Origin of the sequence: Marinobacter sp. CHS3-4 (assembly GCF_030053415.1) — a bacterium.
In the GTDB taxonomy this organism is placed as follows: domain Bacteria; phylum Pseudomonadota; class Gammaproteobacteria; order Pseudomonadales; family Oleiphilaceae; genus Marinobacter.
In genome coordinates, this window is the sequence record NZ_JASGBJ010000003.1 from 314,926 (window position 1) to 330,109 (window position 15,184).

At 57.4% G+C, this 15,184-nt stretch carries 16 protein-coding genes; 4 read left to right on the top strand and 12 right to left on the bottom strand.

The window, feature by feature from the left end:
- Window positions 1–49: 49 nt before the first annotated feature.
- Complete coding sequence (gene rpsU / locus QLQ17_RS15145) at window positions 50–265, bottom strand: 30S ribosomal protein S21 (protein WP_007153483.1); 216 nt, start codon at window positions 263–265, stop codon at window positions 50–52.
- Between the two features lie 203 nt (window positions 266–468).
- Between rpsU and tsaD the strand changes: the two genes are divergently transcribed.
- Entirely contained in the window at window positions 469–1,524 is a 1,056-nt protein-coding gene (gene tsaD, locus QLQ17_RS15150; protein ID WP_283210448.1) for a tRNA (adenosine(37)-N6)-threonylcarbamoyltransferase complex transferase subunit TsaD, read from the top strand.
- Here the strand turns inward: tsaD and plsY are convergent.
- Window positions 1,521–2,114 (bottom strand): glycerol-3-phosphate 1-O-acyltransferase PlsY, encoded by a 594-nt coding sequence (plsY, locus tag QLQ17_RS15155; protein WP_283210449.1) that lies wholly within the window; start codon window positions 2,112–2,114, stop codon window positions 1,521–1,523. The two genes, tsaD and plsY, sit on opposite strands and share 4 nt — an antisense overlap.
- A gap of 21 nt (window positions 2,115–2,135) precedes the next feature.
- Between plsY and rpmJ the strand changes: the two genes are divergently transcribed.
- From rpmJ to folK (QLQ17_RS15165), 3 genes are all read left to right on the top strand, one after another.
- Window positions 2,136–2,213 carry a 50S ribosomal protein L36 gene (gene rpmJ, locus QLQ17_RS17190; RefSeq protein ID WP_502867394.1) on the top strand — a complete coding sequence of 26 codons (78 nt, stop codon included), beginning with the start codon at window positions 2,136–2,138 and terminating at the stop codon, window positions 2,211–2,213.
- 63 nt (window positions 2,214–2,276) lie between these two features.
- Window positions 2,277–2,633: a dihydroneopterin aldolase gene (gene folB, locus QLQ17_RS15160; RefSeq protein ID WP_283210450.1), complete on the top strand. Its 357-nt coding sequence runs from the start codon at window positions 2,277–2,279 to the stop codon at window positions 2,631–2,633.
- On the top strand, window positions 2,633–3,148 hold the full coding sequence (folK, locus tag QLQ17_RS15165) for a 2-amino-4-hydroxy-6-hydroxymethyldihydropteridine diphosphokinase (protein WP_283210451.1): 516 nt from the start codon (window positions 2,633–2,635) through the stop codon (window positions 3,146–3,148). The genes folB and folK (QLQ17_RS15165) overlap by 1 nt, the downstream gene beginning before the upstream one ends.
- A gap of 1 nt (window position 3,149) precedes the next feature.
- On the opposite strand, the gene pgi is transcribed toward folK (QLQ17_RS15165), so the two are convergent.
- From pgi to dksA, 10 genes are all read right to left on the bottom strand, one after another.
- Window positions 3,150–4,814: a glucose-6-phosphate isomerase gene (pgi, locus tag QLQ17_RS15170; RefSeq protein ID WP_283210452.1), complete on the bottom strand. Its 1,665-nt coding sequence runs from the start codon at window positions 4,812–4,814 to the stop codon at window positions 3,150–3,152.
- A gap of 34 nt (window positions 4,815–4,848) precedes the next feature.
- Window positions 4,849–5,700 (bottom strand): pantoate--beta-alanine ligase, encoded by an 852-nt coding sequence (gene panC / locus QLQ17_RS15175; RefSeq protein ID WP_283210453.1) that lies wholly within the window; start codon window positions 5,698–5,700, stop codon window positions 4,849–4,851.
- On the bottom strand, window positions 5,697–6,491 hold the full coding sequence (gene panB / locus QLQ17_RS15180) for a 3-methyl-2-oxobutanoate hydroxymethyltransferase (protein ID WP_283210454.1): 795 nt from the start codon (window positions 6,489–6,491) through the stop codon (window positions 5,697–5,699). The genes panC and panB overlap by 4 nt, the downstream gene beginning before the upstream one ends.
- Before the next feature lie 108 nt (window positions 6,492–6,599).
- Window positions 6,600–7,106: a 2-amino-4-hydroxy-6-hydroxymethyldihydropteridine diphosphokinase gene (gene folK, locus QLQ17_RS15185; protein WP_283210455.1), complete on the bottom strand. Its 507-nt coding sequence runs from the start codon at window positions 7,104–7,106 to the stop codon at window positions 6,600–6,602.
- A 3-nt stretch (window positions 7,107–7,109) separates the two neighbouring features.
- On the bottom strand, window positions 7,110–8,423 hold the full coding sequence (gene pcnB, locus QLQ17_RS15190; protein WP_283210491.1) for a polynucleotide adenylyltransferase PcnB: 1,314 nt from the start codon (window positions 8,421–8,423) through the stop codon (window positions 7,110–7,112).
- A 764-nt stretch (window positions 8,424–9,187) separates the two neighbouring features.
- A complete protein-coding gene (locus QLQ17_RS15195; protein WP_283210456.1) occupies window positions 9,188–10,591 on the bottom strand; it encodes a sigma-54-dependent transcriptional regulator in 1,404 nt (467 codons plus the stop codon).
- A 7-nt stretch (window positions 10,592–10,598) separates the two neighbouring features.
- Complete coding sequence (locus tag QLQ17_RS15200) at window positions 10,599–13,559, bottom strand: ATP-binding protein (protein WP_283210457.1); 2,961 nt, start codon at window positions 13,557–13,559, stop codon at window positions 10,599–10,601.
- The gene (locus QLQ17_RS15205; protein WP_283210458.1) at window positions 13,549–13,725 is read right to left on the bottom strand and encodes a hypothetical protein; all 177 of its coding nucleotides are present in this window, start codon (window positions 13,723–13,725) and stop codon (window positions 13,549–13,551) included. The genes QLQ17_RS15200 and QLQ17_RS15205 overlap by 11 nt, the downstream gene beginning before the upstream one ends.
- A 49-nt stretch (window positions 13,726–13,774) precedes the next feature.
- Window positions 13,775–14,650: a tRNA glutamyl-Q(34) synthetase GluQRS gene (gene gluQRS, locus QLQ17_RS15210; RefSeq protein WP_283210459.1), complete on the bottom strand. Its 876-nt coding sequence runs from the start codon at window positions 14,648–14,650 to the stop codon at window positions 13,775–13,777.
- Window positions 14,651–14,714: 64 nt separating this feature from the next.
- On the bottom strand, window positions 14,715–15,155 hold the full coding sequence (gene dksA / locus QLQ17_RS15215; protein ID WP_283210460.1) for an RNA polymerase-binding protein DksA: 441 nt from the start codon (window positions 15,153–15,155) through the stop codon (window positions 14,715–14,717).
- Window positions 15,156–15,184: the final 29 nt, after the last annotated feature.

Genomic DNA, 15,184 nt, shown 5'->3' on the forward strand with positions numbered 1-15,184 from the left:
CAACGCCGGTAACGGCAGTCACTTGCAGTTGAGCAGCTTCCGGTAAAGCTTAGTACAGGCGCTCAAACTTGCGCTGTTCACGCTGAAGCTTCTTGAGATGACGCTTAACAGCAGCGGCAGCCTTGCGCTTGCGCACGGCAGTCGGCTTCTCGTAGTGCTCGCGACGGCGCACTTCTGACAGTACGCCTGCTTTTTCGCAGGAGCGCTTGAAGCGACGAAGGGCTACGTCAAACGGTTCATTCTCTTTCACTTTAACAGCTGGCATTCGAAAATCACCTACCTGATTGATTCGGTTTGGTTTCGGTCGGAAATTGGCTAAAACTCGACCAGTGCTCATTTAAGGGCGGCAATGATAGCGCCTGCCGATGGCCGAGGTCAATGTTTGTTCGATGAAACTGACGGGGTGTTTCGGGTTTCTGGTAGACTGCCGGTTTCAAAGCAATCGACGTCAGCCTGTTGGTGCCTTTCATGCTCATTCTTGGTATCGAAACTTCCTGTGATGAAACCGGTGTTGCCCTGTACGACAGCGAACAGGGGCTGCTGTCCCACGCCCTGTTCAGTCAGATCGACATGCACGCCGATTATGGCGGCGTGGTGCCGGAGCTGGCCTCGCGAGATCATGTTCGTAAGCTTTTGCCGCTGTGTGATCAGGTGATGGCCGACGCCGGAAAAGCCCGAAGCGACATCACTGGAATTGCCTATACCGCCGGGCCTGGTCTCATTGGCGCGTTGATGGTGGGCGGTTCTGTAGCCCATTCGCTGGCTTTTGCCCTGGGAGTGCCGGTGTTGGGTGTTCACCACATGGAGGGGCATCTTCTGGCGCCGATGCTGGAGTCGGATCCGCCGGCCTTTCCTTTTGTTGCACTGCTGGTTTCTGGCGGACACACGCAGTTGGTGGAAGTGAAAGGTATTGGTGAGTACGCCATGCTGGGTGAATCGGTCGACGATGCCGCGGGTGAAGCTTTCGACAAGACAGCCAAAATGCTGAATCTGGATTACCCCGGGGGTCCCAGGGTGGCGGCGCTGGCAGAAAAAGGCACGCCTGGCCGCTATCGCTTCCCGCGGCCCATGACGGATCGCCCGGGGCTGGATTTCAGTTTCAGCGGCTTGAAGACGTTCACTCTCAACACCGTGACGGCAGCGGAGAAGGCTGGCGGGCTTGATGATCAGACCCGTGCCGATATTGCCCTGGCTTTCGAAACTGCGGTGGTAGAAACCCTGGTGATCAAATGCCGCCGGGCGCTTGAGCACACCAATGGTAAGCGGTTGGTGATTGCTGGTGGTGTTAGCGCCAACAAACGCCTGCGTGATGGTCTGGAGGTCATGGCTGCCAGGCAGAAAGCCAGGGTGTTCTATGCGCGGCCGGAATTCTGTACCGATAACGGCGCCATGATTGCCTACGCTGGCTGCCAGCGGCTGATGGCTGGTCAGCAGGACGGTGACCGTATCGTGTCTGTGCCCCGCTGGCCGATGAATACGCTGCCACCAGTGGCAGAGCCCCGGTCAAACGGGCTGGTTGATTAAAAGCCTGGTTCTCGACCCTGGGCCATGCGTATCAGGTTGTTCCGGTGGCGAACGACGATCAATAAGGCAAGCAACCCGAACAGGGGCAGGGTGTCTGGCTCCAGAATGGCGCTGATCAGTGGGCCGCTGATGATTGCGACGATGGATGCCAGCGCGGAAATGCGCCACCGCCACATCACCAAGGCCCAGATTGCACTGAGCAGCAATGTCGTCACCGGGGCCAGTGCCAGGCCAGCGCCCAGAGCTGTTGCGACCCCTTTGCCACCCTTGAAGCGATAAAATACCGGAATCATGTGCCCGGTAACCGCGCACAGGGCCACCATCGCCTGAGCGAGTATAGACAGCCCGCTGGCGCTGGCCAGCCAGACCGGCAAACCGCCTTTGGCGGCATCCAGCACCAGTGTTGTCGCCGCAGGTGCCCAGCCTCCGTTGCGATAGACGTTGGTCGCGCCCGGATTGCCTGACCCCTGTGCCCTGGGGTCAGGCAACTGCCAGGCTCGGCTGATGGGCAGGGCGAACAACACAGAGCCAGCCAGATAACCCAGAGCGCAAAGGAGAACGGTCAGAACCGGATCGCTGATAATGGCCATGTCGTTTCTGGAGCAGGTTAGATGCCCTGGCGGCAAAGACGGGCCAGGGTGATCTGTGAGAAAATACCGCGCCACAACCAGCGCGATGGGTGTCTCTAGCAGAGTATCCGTTGCCTGTATGTTATTCAATCAGCCGAGAGTCGAAGCCCGTGGAGTCCGTCAGTGGTAGACACAGTATTCATTGAAGGTCTGGCCGTTGAAACCATCATCGGCGTGTATGACTGGGAGCGTGAGGTTGATCAGAGGCTTCTGATTGACCTGGAAATGGCCTGGAATAACAGCATTCCCGGTCGTTCGGATGATGTATCTGATGCGCTTGATTACGCAGCAGTGAGTGAGAAGGTGATTGCTTACTTGCAGGAAGCTCAGCCTAGACTGCTGGAAACGGCGGCAGAGGGCCTCGCTGGCCTTTTGCAAGAGGAGTTCCATGTTCACTGGGTACGGCTGTCGATTCGTAAACCCGGCGCCGTCGCGTCGGCGAACGCCGTAGGTGTTTCGATTGAGCGTGGAGTGCGCTGATGCCCAGAGTTTATATAAGCATTGGCAGCAATATCGAACGCGAAAAACACGTCCGATGTGCTCTGGATGCGCTGCAACACTGGTTTGGCGAGCTGGCTCTGTCTTCTGTCTACGAAAGTGAAGCGGTGGGGTTTGATGGCGAGCCATTCTTTAACCTGGTCGTTGGCGTGCAGACCGATCTGTCGGTGAGCGAGCTGTCTGTCCGCTTCAAGCAGCTGGAGGCAGACAATGGTCGTCGCCGAGATGTGCCAAAGTTCAGTGGTCGTACCCTGGATCTGGACATTCTGACCTACGACGACGAAGTCGGACAGGTCGATGGGGTGGAGTTGCCCAGGGGAGAAATTCTCGAAAATGCGTTTGTGCTAAGGCCGCTGGCGGAACTGGCGCCCGACGACTGCCATCCCTCGACGGGCCGGAGCTATGCAAGACTCTGGCAATCCTATGACCGGAATCAGAAACTCTGGACTGTCGATTTTACCTGGCAGGGCCGGGTAATATCACGGGCCGCTGCCTGAATTAATTCGTCGTTGAACGGTTTCTGAACCACTGAATGAGCTGGTCGGTCGAGCTGTCGCTGGGTTCCGTTGAGAGGTCCCGATCACTGGTTAGTCTGTCCAGAATCCCCTTGCCCATTTGCTTGCCCAGTTCCACGCCCCACTGATCAAACGAGTCCACGTCCCAGATGATGCCCTGAACAAAGGTGCGGTGTTCGTAAAGGGCAATCAGCGCCCCCAGTGTTTCCGGCGTGACTTTGTCCATGACCAGAGTGTTACTGGGTTTGTTGCCCGGTATCACTTTGTGAGGGGCCAGAGAGTCAATCTCGGCTGCAGAAAGCCCTTCTTCTGCCAGTTCTGCTTTGGCCTCGTCCAGTGTTTTTCCCGCCATCAGTGCCCGTGACTGACTCAGGCAGTTGGCGTACAGAGTGACGTGGTGATCGGCTACGGGGTTGTGGGTCTGAAGGGGAATGATGAAGTCCGCCGGAATCAAACGTGTTCCCTGGTGCAATAGCTGGTGGAATGCGTGTTGCCCGTTGGCGCCGACGCCGCCCCAGATGACCGGGCCGGTATCATAATTCAGTGCATCGCCGTTCTGGTTCACCCGTTTGCCGTTGCTTTCCATATCCAGTTGTTGGAGGTGCGCTGGCAGGATACGCAGATAGTGATCGTAGGGCAGAATGGCATGAGTTTCGGCGCCCCAGAAATTGGAGTACCAGACGCCAAGCATCGCCATCATCACCGGCATGTTTTCTGCCATCGGCGCCGACCGAAAGTGGCTATCCATGGCATGTGCGCCCGCAAGCAGGGCCCGGAAATTATCCATGCCAATCGTCAGCGCCACGGGGAGGCCAATGGCGGACCAGAGGGAATAGCGGCCGCCCACCCAGTCCCACATGGGGAACAGGTTGTCTTCGGCGATGCCGAATTGAACCGCCTCGTCAATGTTCGTGGTGACCGCCACGAAGTGTCTGGCAATGTCCTCTTCCGTGCCGCCCTGTTCGAGAAACCAGTCACGGGCGGCTTTACTGTTTTCCAGGGTTTCCTGGGTTTTGAACGACTTGGACTGAATCAGAAACAGGGTGGTTTCCGGGTTCACCCGATTCAGAACCTCGGCAAGCTGGGTGCCGTCGATATTGGCCACGTAGTGTGGTTGAAGTCGGCCCTGCCAGTATGGCTTGAGTGCTTCAGAGACCAGTTTGGGGCCCAGAAAAGAGCCGCCAATGCCGATGCTGATGACGTCAGTGAAGGCTTTGCCGCTGCGGCCGGTCCATCGCTGGGATGTCACGTCATCTACAAAACGTTCCATCTTGGCCAGGGTGTTTTCGACGGTGGGGGCGATGTCCTCACCGTTCACCGTGATGCTGTCGCCACTGGGGTCTCGAAGGGCGACGTGCAGGGCTGGCCGCTTCTCCGTGATGTTGATCGCGTCGCCGCGAAACATGGCTTCAATGCGCTCTGGCACCTTGCAGGCGCTGGCCAGGGCAATCAGTTTCTCATAGGTTTCATGGGTGGCCCGGTTGCGTGAATAGTCCAGCGTCAGGCCGCCCCCCTTCAGAACAAACCGCGATGCTCTATCAGGATCGGTGCTGAAAAGATCCCGCATATGTGTGCCGCTCAGATGTTGCTGATGGCGGACAAGCGCCTGCCACTCCGGTCGTTCTGTTAACGGTTGAGTTCCAGACATGGCAGATTCCTTTCAGTTTTTGCAGACCAGGTGATTACCGACGCGACACAGAAAGGTTGTCGATCAGTCGGGTCGTTCCAAGAAATGCCGCAACCAGCAGCGTAATGTCCTTATCGTCGGCAGCGGCGGGTTGCAGCGTTTGGCTATTGGCGATGTTGAAGTAATCAGGCCTCAGGCCGGCTTCGCCCAGGGCCTTGGTTGCCTCGTCTTCAATGGTTTTGAAGTCGTTTCTGCCCTGAGAGATTTTCGCTGCCGCATCCTTGAGCGTCTTGTAGACCACGGGTGCTGTTGCACGTTCGGATTTAGACAGATATCCGTTGCGGGAACTCTTGGCCAGGCCATCCGATTCGCGAATGGTGGGCGCACCGACAATCTCGACCGGCATCATCAGGTCGCGGGTCATTTTGCGAATGACGGCCAGTTGCTGGAAGTCTTTTTCGCCAAACACCGCGACATCCGGCTGCACCATATTAAACAGCATGGCCACCACCGTGGCGACACCTTCAAAGTGGCCGGGCCGACTGGCGCCGCAATGACCCTCGCTGACTTCGGGGACAATTACACGGGTCTGACGGGCAAGGCCTTCGGGATAGATCTCACTGTTGGACGGTGCAAAAACCATCGTGTTGCCTGCCGCTGTCAGCGCCTCCTGATCTTCCTGCAAGGTGCGGGGATAGGTGTCCAGATCTTCCGTCGCCCCGAACTGCATCGGGTTCACAAAGATACTGGTTACGACCACGTCTGCGGTTTCGCTGGCTCGCCTGACCAGCGAAATGTGGCCCTCATGCAGGTTGCCCATGGTCGGTACCAGGGCGATGCGTTTGCCCTGTTGCCGGTAGTTGCGAAGGATAGTCCGTAATTCTTTGAGGGTGTGTACGGTTCTCATGCTTTGAACGTATGCTCCTCAGATGGGAAAGTTCGGTTGCGCACGGCAGTCACGTAGGCTTCGATGGCGCCTTGCACTGAATCGGCTTCTGCCAGGAAGTTTTTCACGAACCGTGGCTTGCGGCCGGTGGTGATTCCAAGCATGTCATGAACCACCAATACCTGGCCATCGGTATCTGCGCCTGCACCAATGCCAATCACGGGCGCGTCCACTGCCTGGGTAATGCGGGCGGCCAGTGCGGACGGCACGCATTCCAGCAGGATCACATCGGCACCGGCGGCCTCCAGTTCACAGGCGTGTTCAATCATCAACTCGGCCTGTTTCTCGCTGCGCCCCTGAACCTTGTAGCCACCCAGTTTGTTGACGAACTGAGGGGTCAGGCCGAGGTGAGCACAGACCGGAACGCCGCGCTCACTGAGCGCATGGATGGTGTCTTTCATCCAGTCAGTGCCTTCCAGCTTGACCATATGGGCGCCGGCTCGCATGAGTTCGGCGGCGTTTTCCATGGCTGCTTCAGCCGTGCCGTAGGTCATGAAGGGCATATCGGCCATGATCAGGGCGCCGCGATTGCCGGTCGCTACCGACGAGGTGTGATACACCATCTGGTCCATGGTGACAGGAAGGGTGCTGTCGTGGCCCTGCAGAACCATACCGAGGGAATCGCCGATCAGAATGACATCGACACCGGCTTCGCTGACAATCTGGGCGAATGTGGCATCGTAGGAAGTCAGAACGGAAAACGCCTCACCCTTCTGCTTGTATTCACGAAGGGTATTGATCGTAACAGCCATAGAATCCTTGCCTTGTGAGTGGATGGGCTATTTAAGGGTAATCCGGGGGTCGGTGATAGGCAATAGCCGGGGGCAGGATGCCGGGAGATCCTTACCGATAGGCAGTGATCAGATAGGGTCTCTGGGAATGGGGTCAAGCCTGCGCAGCCTATTGTCGGGGCAGCGGGCTCTCAGTTCGGCAATGGGGGCGCCGTCAGGAAGTGTTAGGTCTGGTGCCAGGTCCAGAAGTGGTTGAAGCACAAAATCACGGTTGGGCAATTCCGGATGGGGGACCGACAGCCGGGGTTCGGCCAGCGTGGCCATACCGTAGAGGAGCAGGTCCAGGTCGAGGGTTCGTGGGCCCCAATGCTGCAGTCGCTCCCGGCCGTGATTCTGTTCAATGGCCTGCAGTTCATCCAGCAATTCGATAGCCGACAGCTCCGTGCGAATCCACACGGCGCCATTGATGAAGTCTGGTTGATCTTGCGGTCCGACCGGGCGGCTCCGATAGAAGGGTGATTGTGCCACCAGCTCCGTTTTCGGCAGCGCAGCCAGGGCAATGACCGCACGGGCAAGCTGGGCTGACGGTTCTTCCAGATTGCTGCCCAATCCTATGAAAGCGTCAGTGCCAGCCATGATTCAGGCCTTGTTTGCGGGCTTTTTGCGGCGGCGTTTCTTGGGACCGGAGGCGCCAAGCTGGCTCAGCATCTTTTCCTGACCCTTCTCGTCGGCTTCCTGAAACTCGGTCCACCACTGGCCAAGGCCGGGCTCGATTTCGCCGGCTTCTTCCCGCACCAGCAGGAAGTCATAGGCGGCGCGGAATCTGGGGTGAGACAGAGTTACGAAAGAGCGCTTGCCCTGACGGCGTGGCAAGCGCATCTGCAGTTCCCAGATTTCTTTCATTGGGCCGGAGAAGCGTTTCGGAATCGATGTGGCCTGAATCTGTTGGCCAATGACCTTGCCAATGGCCTGATGCAGTGCGGGCTGAACCGGTTCGCCGTTGTCCTGGCGTTTGCGCCAGTCAGCCTGGAGCGCCGGCCACAGCATGGCGGCGAACAGGAAGTAAGGCGTCACCGATTTGCCGATGGCAATACGGCGGTCGGTGTTTTGAAGGGCCCGACGAATCAACTCGTCGCTTTCTCCGGCGTCAATGGCGGCAACGGTTTCCGGAAACAGGGGCGCCAGCAGGTTGTATTCCCGAAGCAGGTCGTAGGTCGCCTCGCCATAGCCGGCCGAGAAGAGTTTAAGGACTTCTTCGAACAGCCGCGCCGGTGGGATGTGCGTTAGCAATGGCGCAAGTGTTCTGATGGGGGCTTTGGTGTTGGCTTCGATGTCGAAGCCCAGTTTTGCGGCGAACCGCACCGCACGCAACATACGCACCGGGTCTTCGCGGTACCGCGTTTCCGGGTCGCCGATCAGTCGCATCTGGCGTTTGTTGAGGTCTTCCATGCCATTGGCGAAATCAACCACGGTGAAGTCGCGAATGCAGTAATAAAGCGCGTTCACGGTGAAGTCGCGGCGCAGGGCGTCCTCTTCCATCGATCCATAGACGTTGTCCCGCAGTAGCAAGCCATGTTCGCTGGTGCGGCGGTCATCGTCTTGCTCATCTTCGTCTTCGGCGTCAGCGGCATTGCCCCGGAAGGTAGTGACTTCGATCACCTCGCGTCCGAACAACACGTGAACGATGCGGAAGCGACGGCCAATCAGACGGGAGTTGCGAAACAGGCCATGAACTTCTTCGGGGGTAGCGCTGGTGGCGATATCAAAGTCTTTCGGCTTGCCGCCGAGCAGGATGTCACGCACACCGCCGCCCACCAGATAGGCTTCGTACCCGGCATTGTTCAAGCGGCTAAGTACCTTTTTGGCCGGCTCGCTGATGACAGAGCGCGAGACATTGTGCTGATCTCTAGGGATTTCTCGCCGCTGATAGGTTTGAGTTTGTGTGTCGCCCATACCGGAGAAGAGGGATTTGACCTTTGAAAAAAGGGAAGTAAGTAGGTCGATCAGGTTATCAATCATTGAATTCCGTTGATTGCGCAAAAGCAAAAGCGAGAGTTTACCGGTTTGGGCAGGATTTGAACACGTTTGAGCAGAGGGTTATCCAGAACACAGATAATCAAAAGGCGGATCCGTTTTCACGAACCCGCCTCCAAAGCGTTGACGATCTGCATTGTTGTTGTTTTTGTCGGGATTCTTTTTCGTTTTTCTACCCCACGTGCAACCCCTACTGTCAGGGGCGATGTAACGCAAACGGAAAGCTTTGAATACACAGAGCAGTCAGGGACATCGGGCGAGTCTTGTGAGCAAATGCAGTGCCGTCTGGAAAACGATTCTTCTCTACATCTACAACTCGCACGTGCCGTGGGACCACTAAAAAGCAAAGTACCCAAAACACTCAGTTCGCTCACGTTCAATTTTTGTTTTTGTTGCCGAACGTTTTTTCCGCAGCTTTTTGTTTTTGTTTTGGCGCTGTCAGATCACTGTTGTTTTTGTTTTAGTGCGCCCTAGAGAGAGCAGAGTGCGTGCCAGTTTTGGAAAGTTGTTTGTTAACAGAAGGTTAGTGTTTGGCAATCTGTGTAAGGGGTAGCACTTATGTCTGAAGTGTTACTCAGTCCGCATCTATACAACCATTAGTGTTACCTTGAGGAACACTGGGTAACAAATGAGTTGCGGTTCACACTTTGATTTTGATGGGGTTCAACTTCTTAACTGTGAGGTCAGTTCGCCGGGTTCTTTTTGCGGGGGATGCCCAGGCGCTGCCGACGTTCCCAGAGAGATTTGCGGCTGATACCAAGTTTTTGGGCCAACTCGGTTTCGCTCATGCGATCCTGATTCTCCAGAACAAAGTGCTGGAAGTAGTCTTCAAGGGACAGGTCGCTGGACGAGTCAGTGTCCTGAGTTTGAGCCTGCTCATGGTTCCCGTCCACCAGGGACTCGGGTATGGCCACGTCTTCCACTTCGCCCTCGAGATCCAGCAGCGCAGGAGTAATCAGGTCGTTGTCGCAGAGAATGGTGGCACGCTCAATGGCGTTCTCCAGTTCCCTTACGTTGCCAGGCCAGCGATGACGTTCCAGCAGCCGCATGGCTTCGGGCGTCAGGTTCAGCGAGGGCTTGCCCATCTTTTCGCCCTGTCTGCGCAGGAAATTCTGTGCCAACCCAAGAATGTCCGGCTGGCGTTCCCGCAATGGCGGGATTCGAATCTGCATGACGTTCAGGCGGTAATACAGGTCCTCACGAAAGTCGCCAGTGCGGGTCATGGCTTTCAGGTTGCGATGGGTGGCGGCGATCATGCGCACATCCACTTTTCGGCTCTGGGTAGAGCCGACCTTCCGAATCTCTCCCTCCTGCAGCACCCGCAGCAATCGGGCCTGGGCTTCCGCTGGCAACTCGCCAATCTCATCGAGGAAAAGGCTGCCGCCGTCGGCGGCCTCAATCAGGCCTGTTCGCGCCGATACGGCGCCGGTGAACGAACCTTTCTCATGACCGAACAGCTCGGACTCGATCAGGCTCTCCGGAATGGCTGCGCAATTGACTGAAATCAGCGGGTGAGAGGCTCTCGGGCTCATCAGGTGCAATGCTCGGGCCGCCAGTTCTTTACCGGTGCCGGACTCGCCCTGTATCAGTACCGTGGTTTCGGTCGGGGCCACCTTGCGAATCAGGGTGAACACTTTCTGCATGGCATCGCAGTCGCCAAACATCAGGCTGGCTGGATCGCTGTCGGTGGCTGTGCTTTCGGCTTGTGGTTCTGCGGCGGTCTCTGGCCCGGGTGTCGTCTGCCTAGCCAGAATGCCCTCGACGGCTTCCAGCATTTCATCGTGATCGAACGGTTTGGCAATGTATTCGACGGCGCCCAGTTTCATGGAGTCTACGGCGGATCGCAGGCTGGCGTAGCTGGTCATGATCAGCACCGGTGTGTCTGGTGCGCGGCGAATCAGTTCGGTGCCGGGGGCACCGGGGAGTCTGAGGTCTGAAATGATCAGGTCAAACTGGTCAGGTTCCTCGGCGCCTGTCGCTTCTTCCACCGAGCCTGCATCGGCCACGTCGTATCCAGCATGGAGCAGGAGTTTTCGAAGCGCTGAACGTATGATCTCTTCATCTTCTACAATCAGGATGCGAGGCATAACTGTTTCATGACCTTTGGTTCTGGGCGATCGGCGGCCCGGATTCCGGTTCGTAGGCTGGTAACCTGATTTTTACCAGAGTGCCCGTGCCGGATTCAGAGTTAGTCGGGCTTTCCACCTGAATGTTGCCGTAGTGTTCTTCCACAATGCTGTACACCAGTGAAAGCCCGAGACCGGTTCCCTGGTTCGGGGCCTTGGTGGTGTAAAAAGGCTCGAAAATATGGTCCAGCTGTTCTCGAGGTATGCCGGACCCCTCGTCGGTGATCTCGATCATAGCGGAGTAGCCATCGTGCTTTCCACTGATTCGAACCTTACCACCTTCGGGCGAGGCATCGCGGGCGTTTGCGAGCAGGTTTATGAATACCTGGACCAATCGTTGCTCGTCACCCAGTATCACCAGAGTATCCGGGCAGTCGTTTATATAGCGGATACCCAATCCCTTGTCGCTCAGTGACAGCAGGTTGATGGATTCATCCACGCAGCGGCGCACGGTCACCGGCTCGTAGCGGTTCGCATGGGCATGGTTACCGGTACGGGCAAAGTTCATCAATGATTCCAGGATGTTGGACACCCGACGAGTCTGCTGCTGGATCTGATCCGCCGTGGACAGAATGTCCGGGTCTTCGGTCTCCAGTTTCAGGTTCTGGGCGAGGGAAGATATGCCAGTGACCGGGTTGCCGATTTCATGGGCCACGCCTGCTGCCAGTCGGCCAACGGAGGCCAGCCGCTCGCTGTGTATCAGCTCATCTTCCAGTAATCGGGTTTCGGTCTGATCCTCCACCAGAATAATGCTACCGCCTTCCGGATGATCCGGACCGCTGAGTGCTGCCTTGTGCAGGTTCAGCCAGTGAGGCCGCCCGCCGAGGTCCAGCCGGTGTTTGTAGCGGTGCAGGTCGTTGCCCGAATTGAAATCGTCCAGCAACAGATGCCAGTGTTCTGGCAGCGCCATCAGCTTGGCTCCCACAACGTCGTCAGCGGTGATGCCAGTCAGATCTTCCATGGCATTGTTCCACATCAGGATCTCGCCGTCGTCGCCCATGGAGCAGGCGGGAATGGGAAGGTTGTGAAGGGTTTGCCGGTAGTGGCGCCGCAGGTTGTCCAGTTCGCCGGCCAGGCCGGTCAGGCGGTTTTCGTAATCTCCCAGTGCACGCTCCACATAGCGGATATCCTGCCCGGACCCACTGCCAGCCATGGGTTTGAAACCCAGGTTGCGCTTGACCAGGTCGCGGGCCACGGCAGGTCCGAGCAGGCCAGACAGGTTGGCTTCCACGCGGTCGCGCAGACGCCTTAACTGATAGGGGCGATATTCAATCGGTGGAAGTTTGAGTTGCTGGAGCGCCCGTTCTACTTCCCGCCGGGCGACGCCCATGCCCAGTGGCGCGGCAAGCTGCAGAGCAAAATCCTCAGACGAGGTGGCCAGCAGTTCCCGGCGCTGCGGGCGTGATAGGGCGCCGACGGAACAGGCCTGGGCGGCACTGCTTTCCTCCGGAGAGCTGACGCTTAATATCGACACCAACGCAAACACGGTGATGTTCGCTGTCAGGCTCAGGAAAATGAAAATATGAACGTTACTCTGCTCCGGAACCAGTGGAGCGTCCAGCAGCGCAAGCAGGTTGGCCGTGTGGGAGAAGGGTAGCACCAGGGTGATGATCCAGATGGCCAGCCCGGCGCACAGGCCTGCGTTGAGCCCCCGGCGGTTGCCTTCAGGCCAGTAGATCACGCCAAGAGCGCCCGGCAGCAGCTGGAGCATACCTGACAACGCAATAATGCCCAGAATCGACAGATCTAGATGCCGTCCAAGGGTTTCGTGAAACAGAAGCGCGGCAAGAATGGTCGCCGCGATCAGTAACCGCTTTACCCCTCGCAGCCAGACATAGATATCGTCCTGGTCGTTGGGGGTTCGCAAGGGCAGAACCACATGGTTCAGCAGCATACCTGCCAGCGCCAGTGTACTGACGATCATCAACCCGCTGGCAGCCGATAACCCTGCGATATACATCATCAGGGTGAGTGCCGGGCTTTCCATGGCCTGGGCCGCCCCGATGGCAAAAAAGTTGGGGTCTGTGCTGGCTTCAAGAGCCTTCCCGCCCCACAGTATCAATGGCACTGGCAGGCCCAGCAATAGCAGATAGAGCGGCAAACCCCAGCTTGCCTTGGCCAATGCCCTGGGCGACGGGTTTTCGCTGAACGTCATGTGATACATGTGCGGCATGACCAGTGCGCCGGCAAAGGACATCAGCATCAATGCGCGCCAGCTGCCATCGTCAATTCGCAGCGTCAGTGCGGCTTCCGGACGGGTTTGCGTGGCCAGCCAGCTTTCCAGGCCTGCTGTGCCACCAAACACACCGAATAGGATGATGCCTCCAAGAAGCAGCAGAGACACCAGCTTGACCAGCGAATCAAAGGCAATGGCCACCACCAGGCCTTGATGGCTGTCTGACCCCTGGTTACGACGGGCCCCAAACAAGGTGGCGAACAATACAACGATCAGGCTGAACGACACGCTGATCAGTTCAGGGGAAGTGTTGGGAGCCAGAATGCTCGCAGAGCTGGTGACCGCTTTTATCTGCATGCTCAGCAAAGAAAGGATAGCGGCGCCCGAGCAGACGGTAACCAGCGTGCCAGCCCATTGGCTGCGATAACGATAGGCGAACAGGTCTGCCAGCGAGGTCAGTTGATAGGCTCTGCTGATCCGCAGAACCGGGTTCAGCAGGACAGGCGCAAGCAGGAAGGCACCGCTGATGCCCAGATAATAGGCCAGGAAGCCATAGCCAGATTCAGCAGCCACGCCCACAGAAGCGTAAACCGCCCAGATGCCGGCGTAAACGCCCAGGCTCAGGGTATAGACCAGCGGGTGCCGAACCCAGCTCCTTGGCAGTAACCCCCGTTCGGTGATCCAGGCAATTCCGAACAGCAGTAGAAGGTAAAGCAGGCTGGCGACCAGCAGACTGGAGGGGCTAAAATTCATTGGGATCCCGTCGCCATTCCAGCCAGAATCCCATGGCAATCAGGCTCGCCCAGATGAGGTAGGGGCTGTACCAGGCATTACCCGGTGAAGTCCACCAGTCCAGTATGTTTGGTGAAAAGATGTAGATGGCCAATACCAGAAGAAAGACCAGTCGGTAGATATACATCGCAAGAGAGTTCCCGCTGCCGCGTGAGACACCGTTTATAACACGGGGTTTACCGGGCTGTCAGGTGAATACGCGAAGGTTGCCAGCGCTCTGCAGCCCGGCAGAGTATTTCGTTCGTACTGTGGTCGGAGTGCAGGTCAGCGGTTTCCTGGTTTAACAGCCCCAGCGCCGTGAGCAGATTCGCAGACGCCTGTGTATCGTCGAGTGCCGGGGCATGGTTTTGTTTGCTCAGTTTCTGCCCCTGTTGGTTCGTCACCAGGGGGATGTGCATCCACTGTGGTGGCTTGGCGCCCAGGCTGTCGTATATCTGACATTGTTGAGGGGTCATCTCCAGCATGTCCGCGCCACGAACAACATGGCTGATGTTCTGATCTATGTCATCGGCCACCACGGCCAATTGGTAGGAAAAGAAACCCTCCTTGCGTTGAATGACCGGGTCGTCGATTTCCGCATGGATATGCTGGGTAAGATTCCCTTGAAGATTATCGGTCCAGGTGTGCCACTCGTCTGTAAGAGCGAAGCGAATAGCGGTAGGTGTCCCTCCAGTGATGGACGGCGAGACGTCACGGCAGCGATTGGGATGACGGCCGCCGTTGGCTTTCAGCTGCTTTCGGGAACAGGTGCAGTGATAAGCCTTGCCTTCCTTGATCAGCTGCTGGACCAGTTTCCCGTAACGATCGAGGCAGTCAGACTGGAAACGGATCGGTTCATCTGAGTTCAGGCTGTGGGCTTCGAGGCTGGAAAGGATCTGGTCCCGAGCTTCATCGGTTTCCCGAAGCGGGTCCAGATCTTCAATGCGAACCAGCCATTGGCCGTTGTTGGCGCGTGCGTCCAGAAAGCTTGCCAGTGCCGTCACCAGAGAGCCCATGTGCAGGGGGCCGGTCGGTGAGGGTGCGAAACGCCCGCGGTAGCTGGGATGTGGCATATAAGAAGGAAGCCGACTTCAGGGCTGAAGCCGGCAGCTCATTAATGGCTGAGGATCGCTGGTGTCAGATGCCAGTCTGGCGCTCGCGAATTTCAGCCAGTGTTTTGCAGTCGATGCAAAGAGTGGCCGTCGGACGGGCTTCCAGCCGGCGAATGCCAATCTCCACGCCACACTGGTCGCAGAAGCCATAGTCATCCTTGTCGATGCGATCAATGGTCTGGTCGATCTTCTTGATGAGCTTGCGCTCGCGGTCCCGGGTGCGAAGCTCCAGGCTGAATTCCTCTTCCTGGGTTGCGCGATCACTGGGATCTGCGTAATTTGCGGCGTCTTCCTGCATATGGTGCATGGTGCGGTCGACCTCCTCCATCAGCTCCTGCTTCCATTGCATCAGCAGGCCTTTGAAGTGCTCGAGCATTTCTGCACTCATGTACTCTTCACCCTTCTTCATTTCATAAGGGGTGAAGTTTGTGAAACGTTCGCGTGGTTGTTCTGCAGTCTTTGCCATGGAACCCGGCCTCTTGTTAGTACTTCACA

Bases quoted from the DNA above. Each gene is read 5' to 3' on its own strand.
- folK (WP_283210455.1), bottom strand. From the start codon at position 7,106: ATGGCTGGCACTGACGCTTTCATAGGATTGGGCAGCAATCTGGAAGAA.
- QLQ17_RS15200 (WP_283210457.1), bottom strand. From the start codon at position 13,559: ATGAATTTTAGCCCCTCCAGTCTGCTGGTCGCCAGCCTGCTTTACCTT.
- panC (WP_283210453.1), bottom strand. From the start codon at position 5,700: ATGAGAACCGTACACACCCTCAAAGAATTACGGACTATCCTTCGCAAC.
- QLQ17_RS15205 (WP_283210458.1), bottom strand. From the start codon at position 13,725: ATGTATATCTACCGACTGGTCTTTCTTCTGGTATTGGCCATCTACATC.
- rpmJ (WP_502867394.1), top strand. From the start codon at position 2,136: ATGCCCTGGCGGCAAAGACGGGCCAGGGTGATCTGTGAGAAAATACCG.
- folK (WP_283210451.1), top strand. From the start codon at position 2,633: ATGCCCAGAGTTTATATAAGCATTGGCAGCAATATCGAACGCGAAAAA.
- rpsU (WP_007153483.1), bottom strand. From the start codon at position 265: ATGCCAGCTGTTAAAGTGAAAGAGAATGAACCGTTTGACGTAGCCCTT.
- pcnB (WP_283210491.1), bottom strand. From the start codon at position 8,423: ATGGGCGACACACAAACTCAAACCTATCAGCGGCGAGAAATCCCTAGA.
- dksA (WP_283210460.1), bottom strand. From the start codon at position 15,155: ATGGCAAAGACTGCAGAACAACCACGCGAACGTTTCACAAACTTCACC.
- panB (WP_283210454.1), bottom strand. From the start codon at position 6,491: ATGGCTGTTACGATCAATACCCTTCGTGAATACAAGCAGAAGGGTGAG.
- plsY (WP_283210449.1), bottom strand. From the start codon at position 2,114: ATGGCCATTATCAGCGATCCGGTTCTGACCGTTCTCCTTTGCGCTCTG.
- QLQ17_RS15195 (WP_283210456.1), bottom strand. From the start codon at position 10,591: ATGCCTCGCATCCTGATTGTAGAAGATGAAGAGATCATACGTTCAGCG.
- gluQRS (WP_283210459.1), bottom strand. From the start codon at position 14,650: ATGCCACATCCCAGCTACCGCGGGCGTTTCGCACCCTCACCGACCGGC.
- pgi (WP_283210452.1), bottom strand. From the start codon at position 4,814: ATGTCTGGAACTCAACCGTTAACAGAACGACCGGAGTGGCAGGCGCTT.
- tsaD (WP_283210448.1), top strand. From the start codon at position 469: ATGCTCATTCTTGGTATCGAAACTTCCTGTGATGAAACCGGTGTTGCC.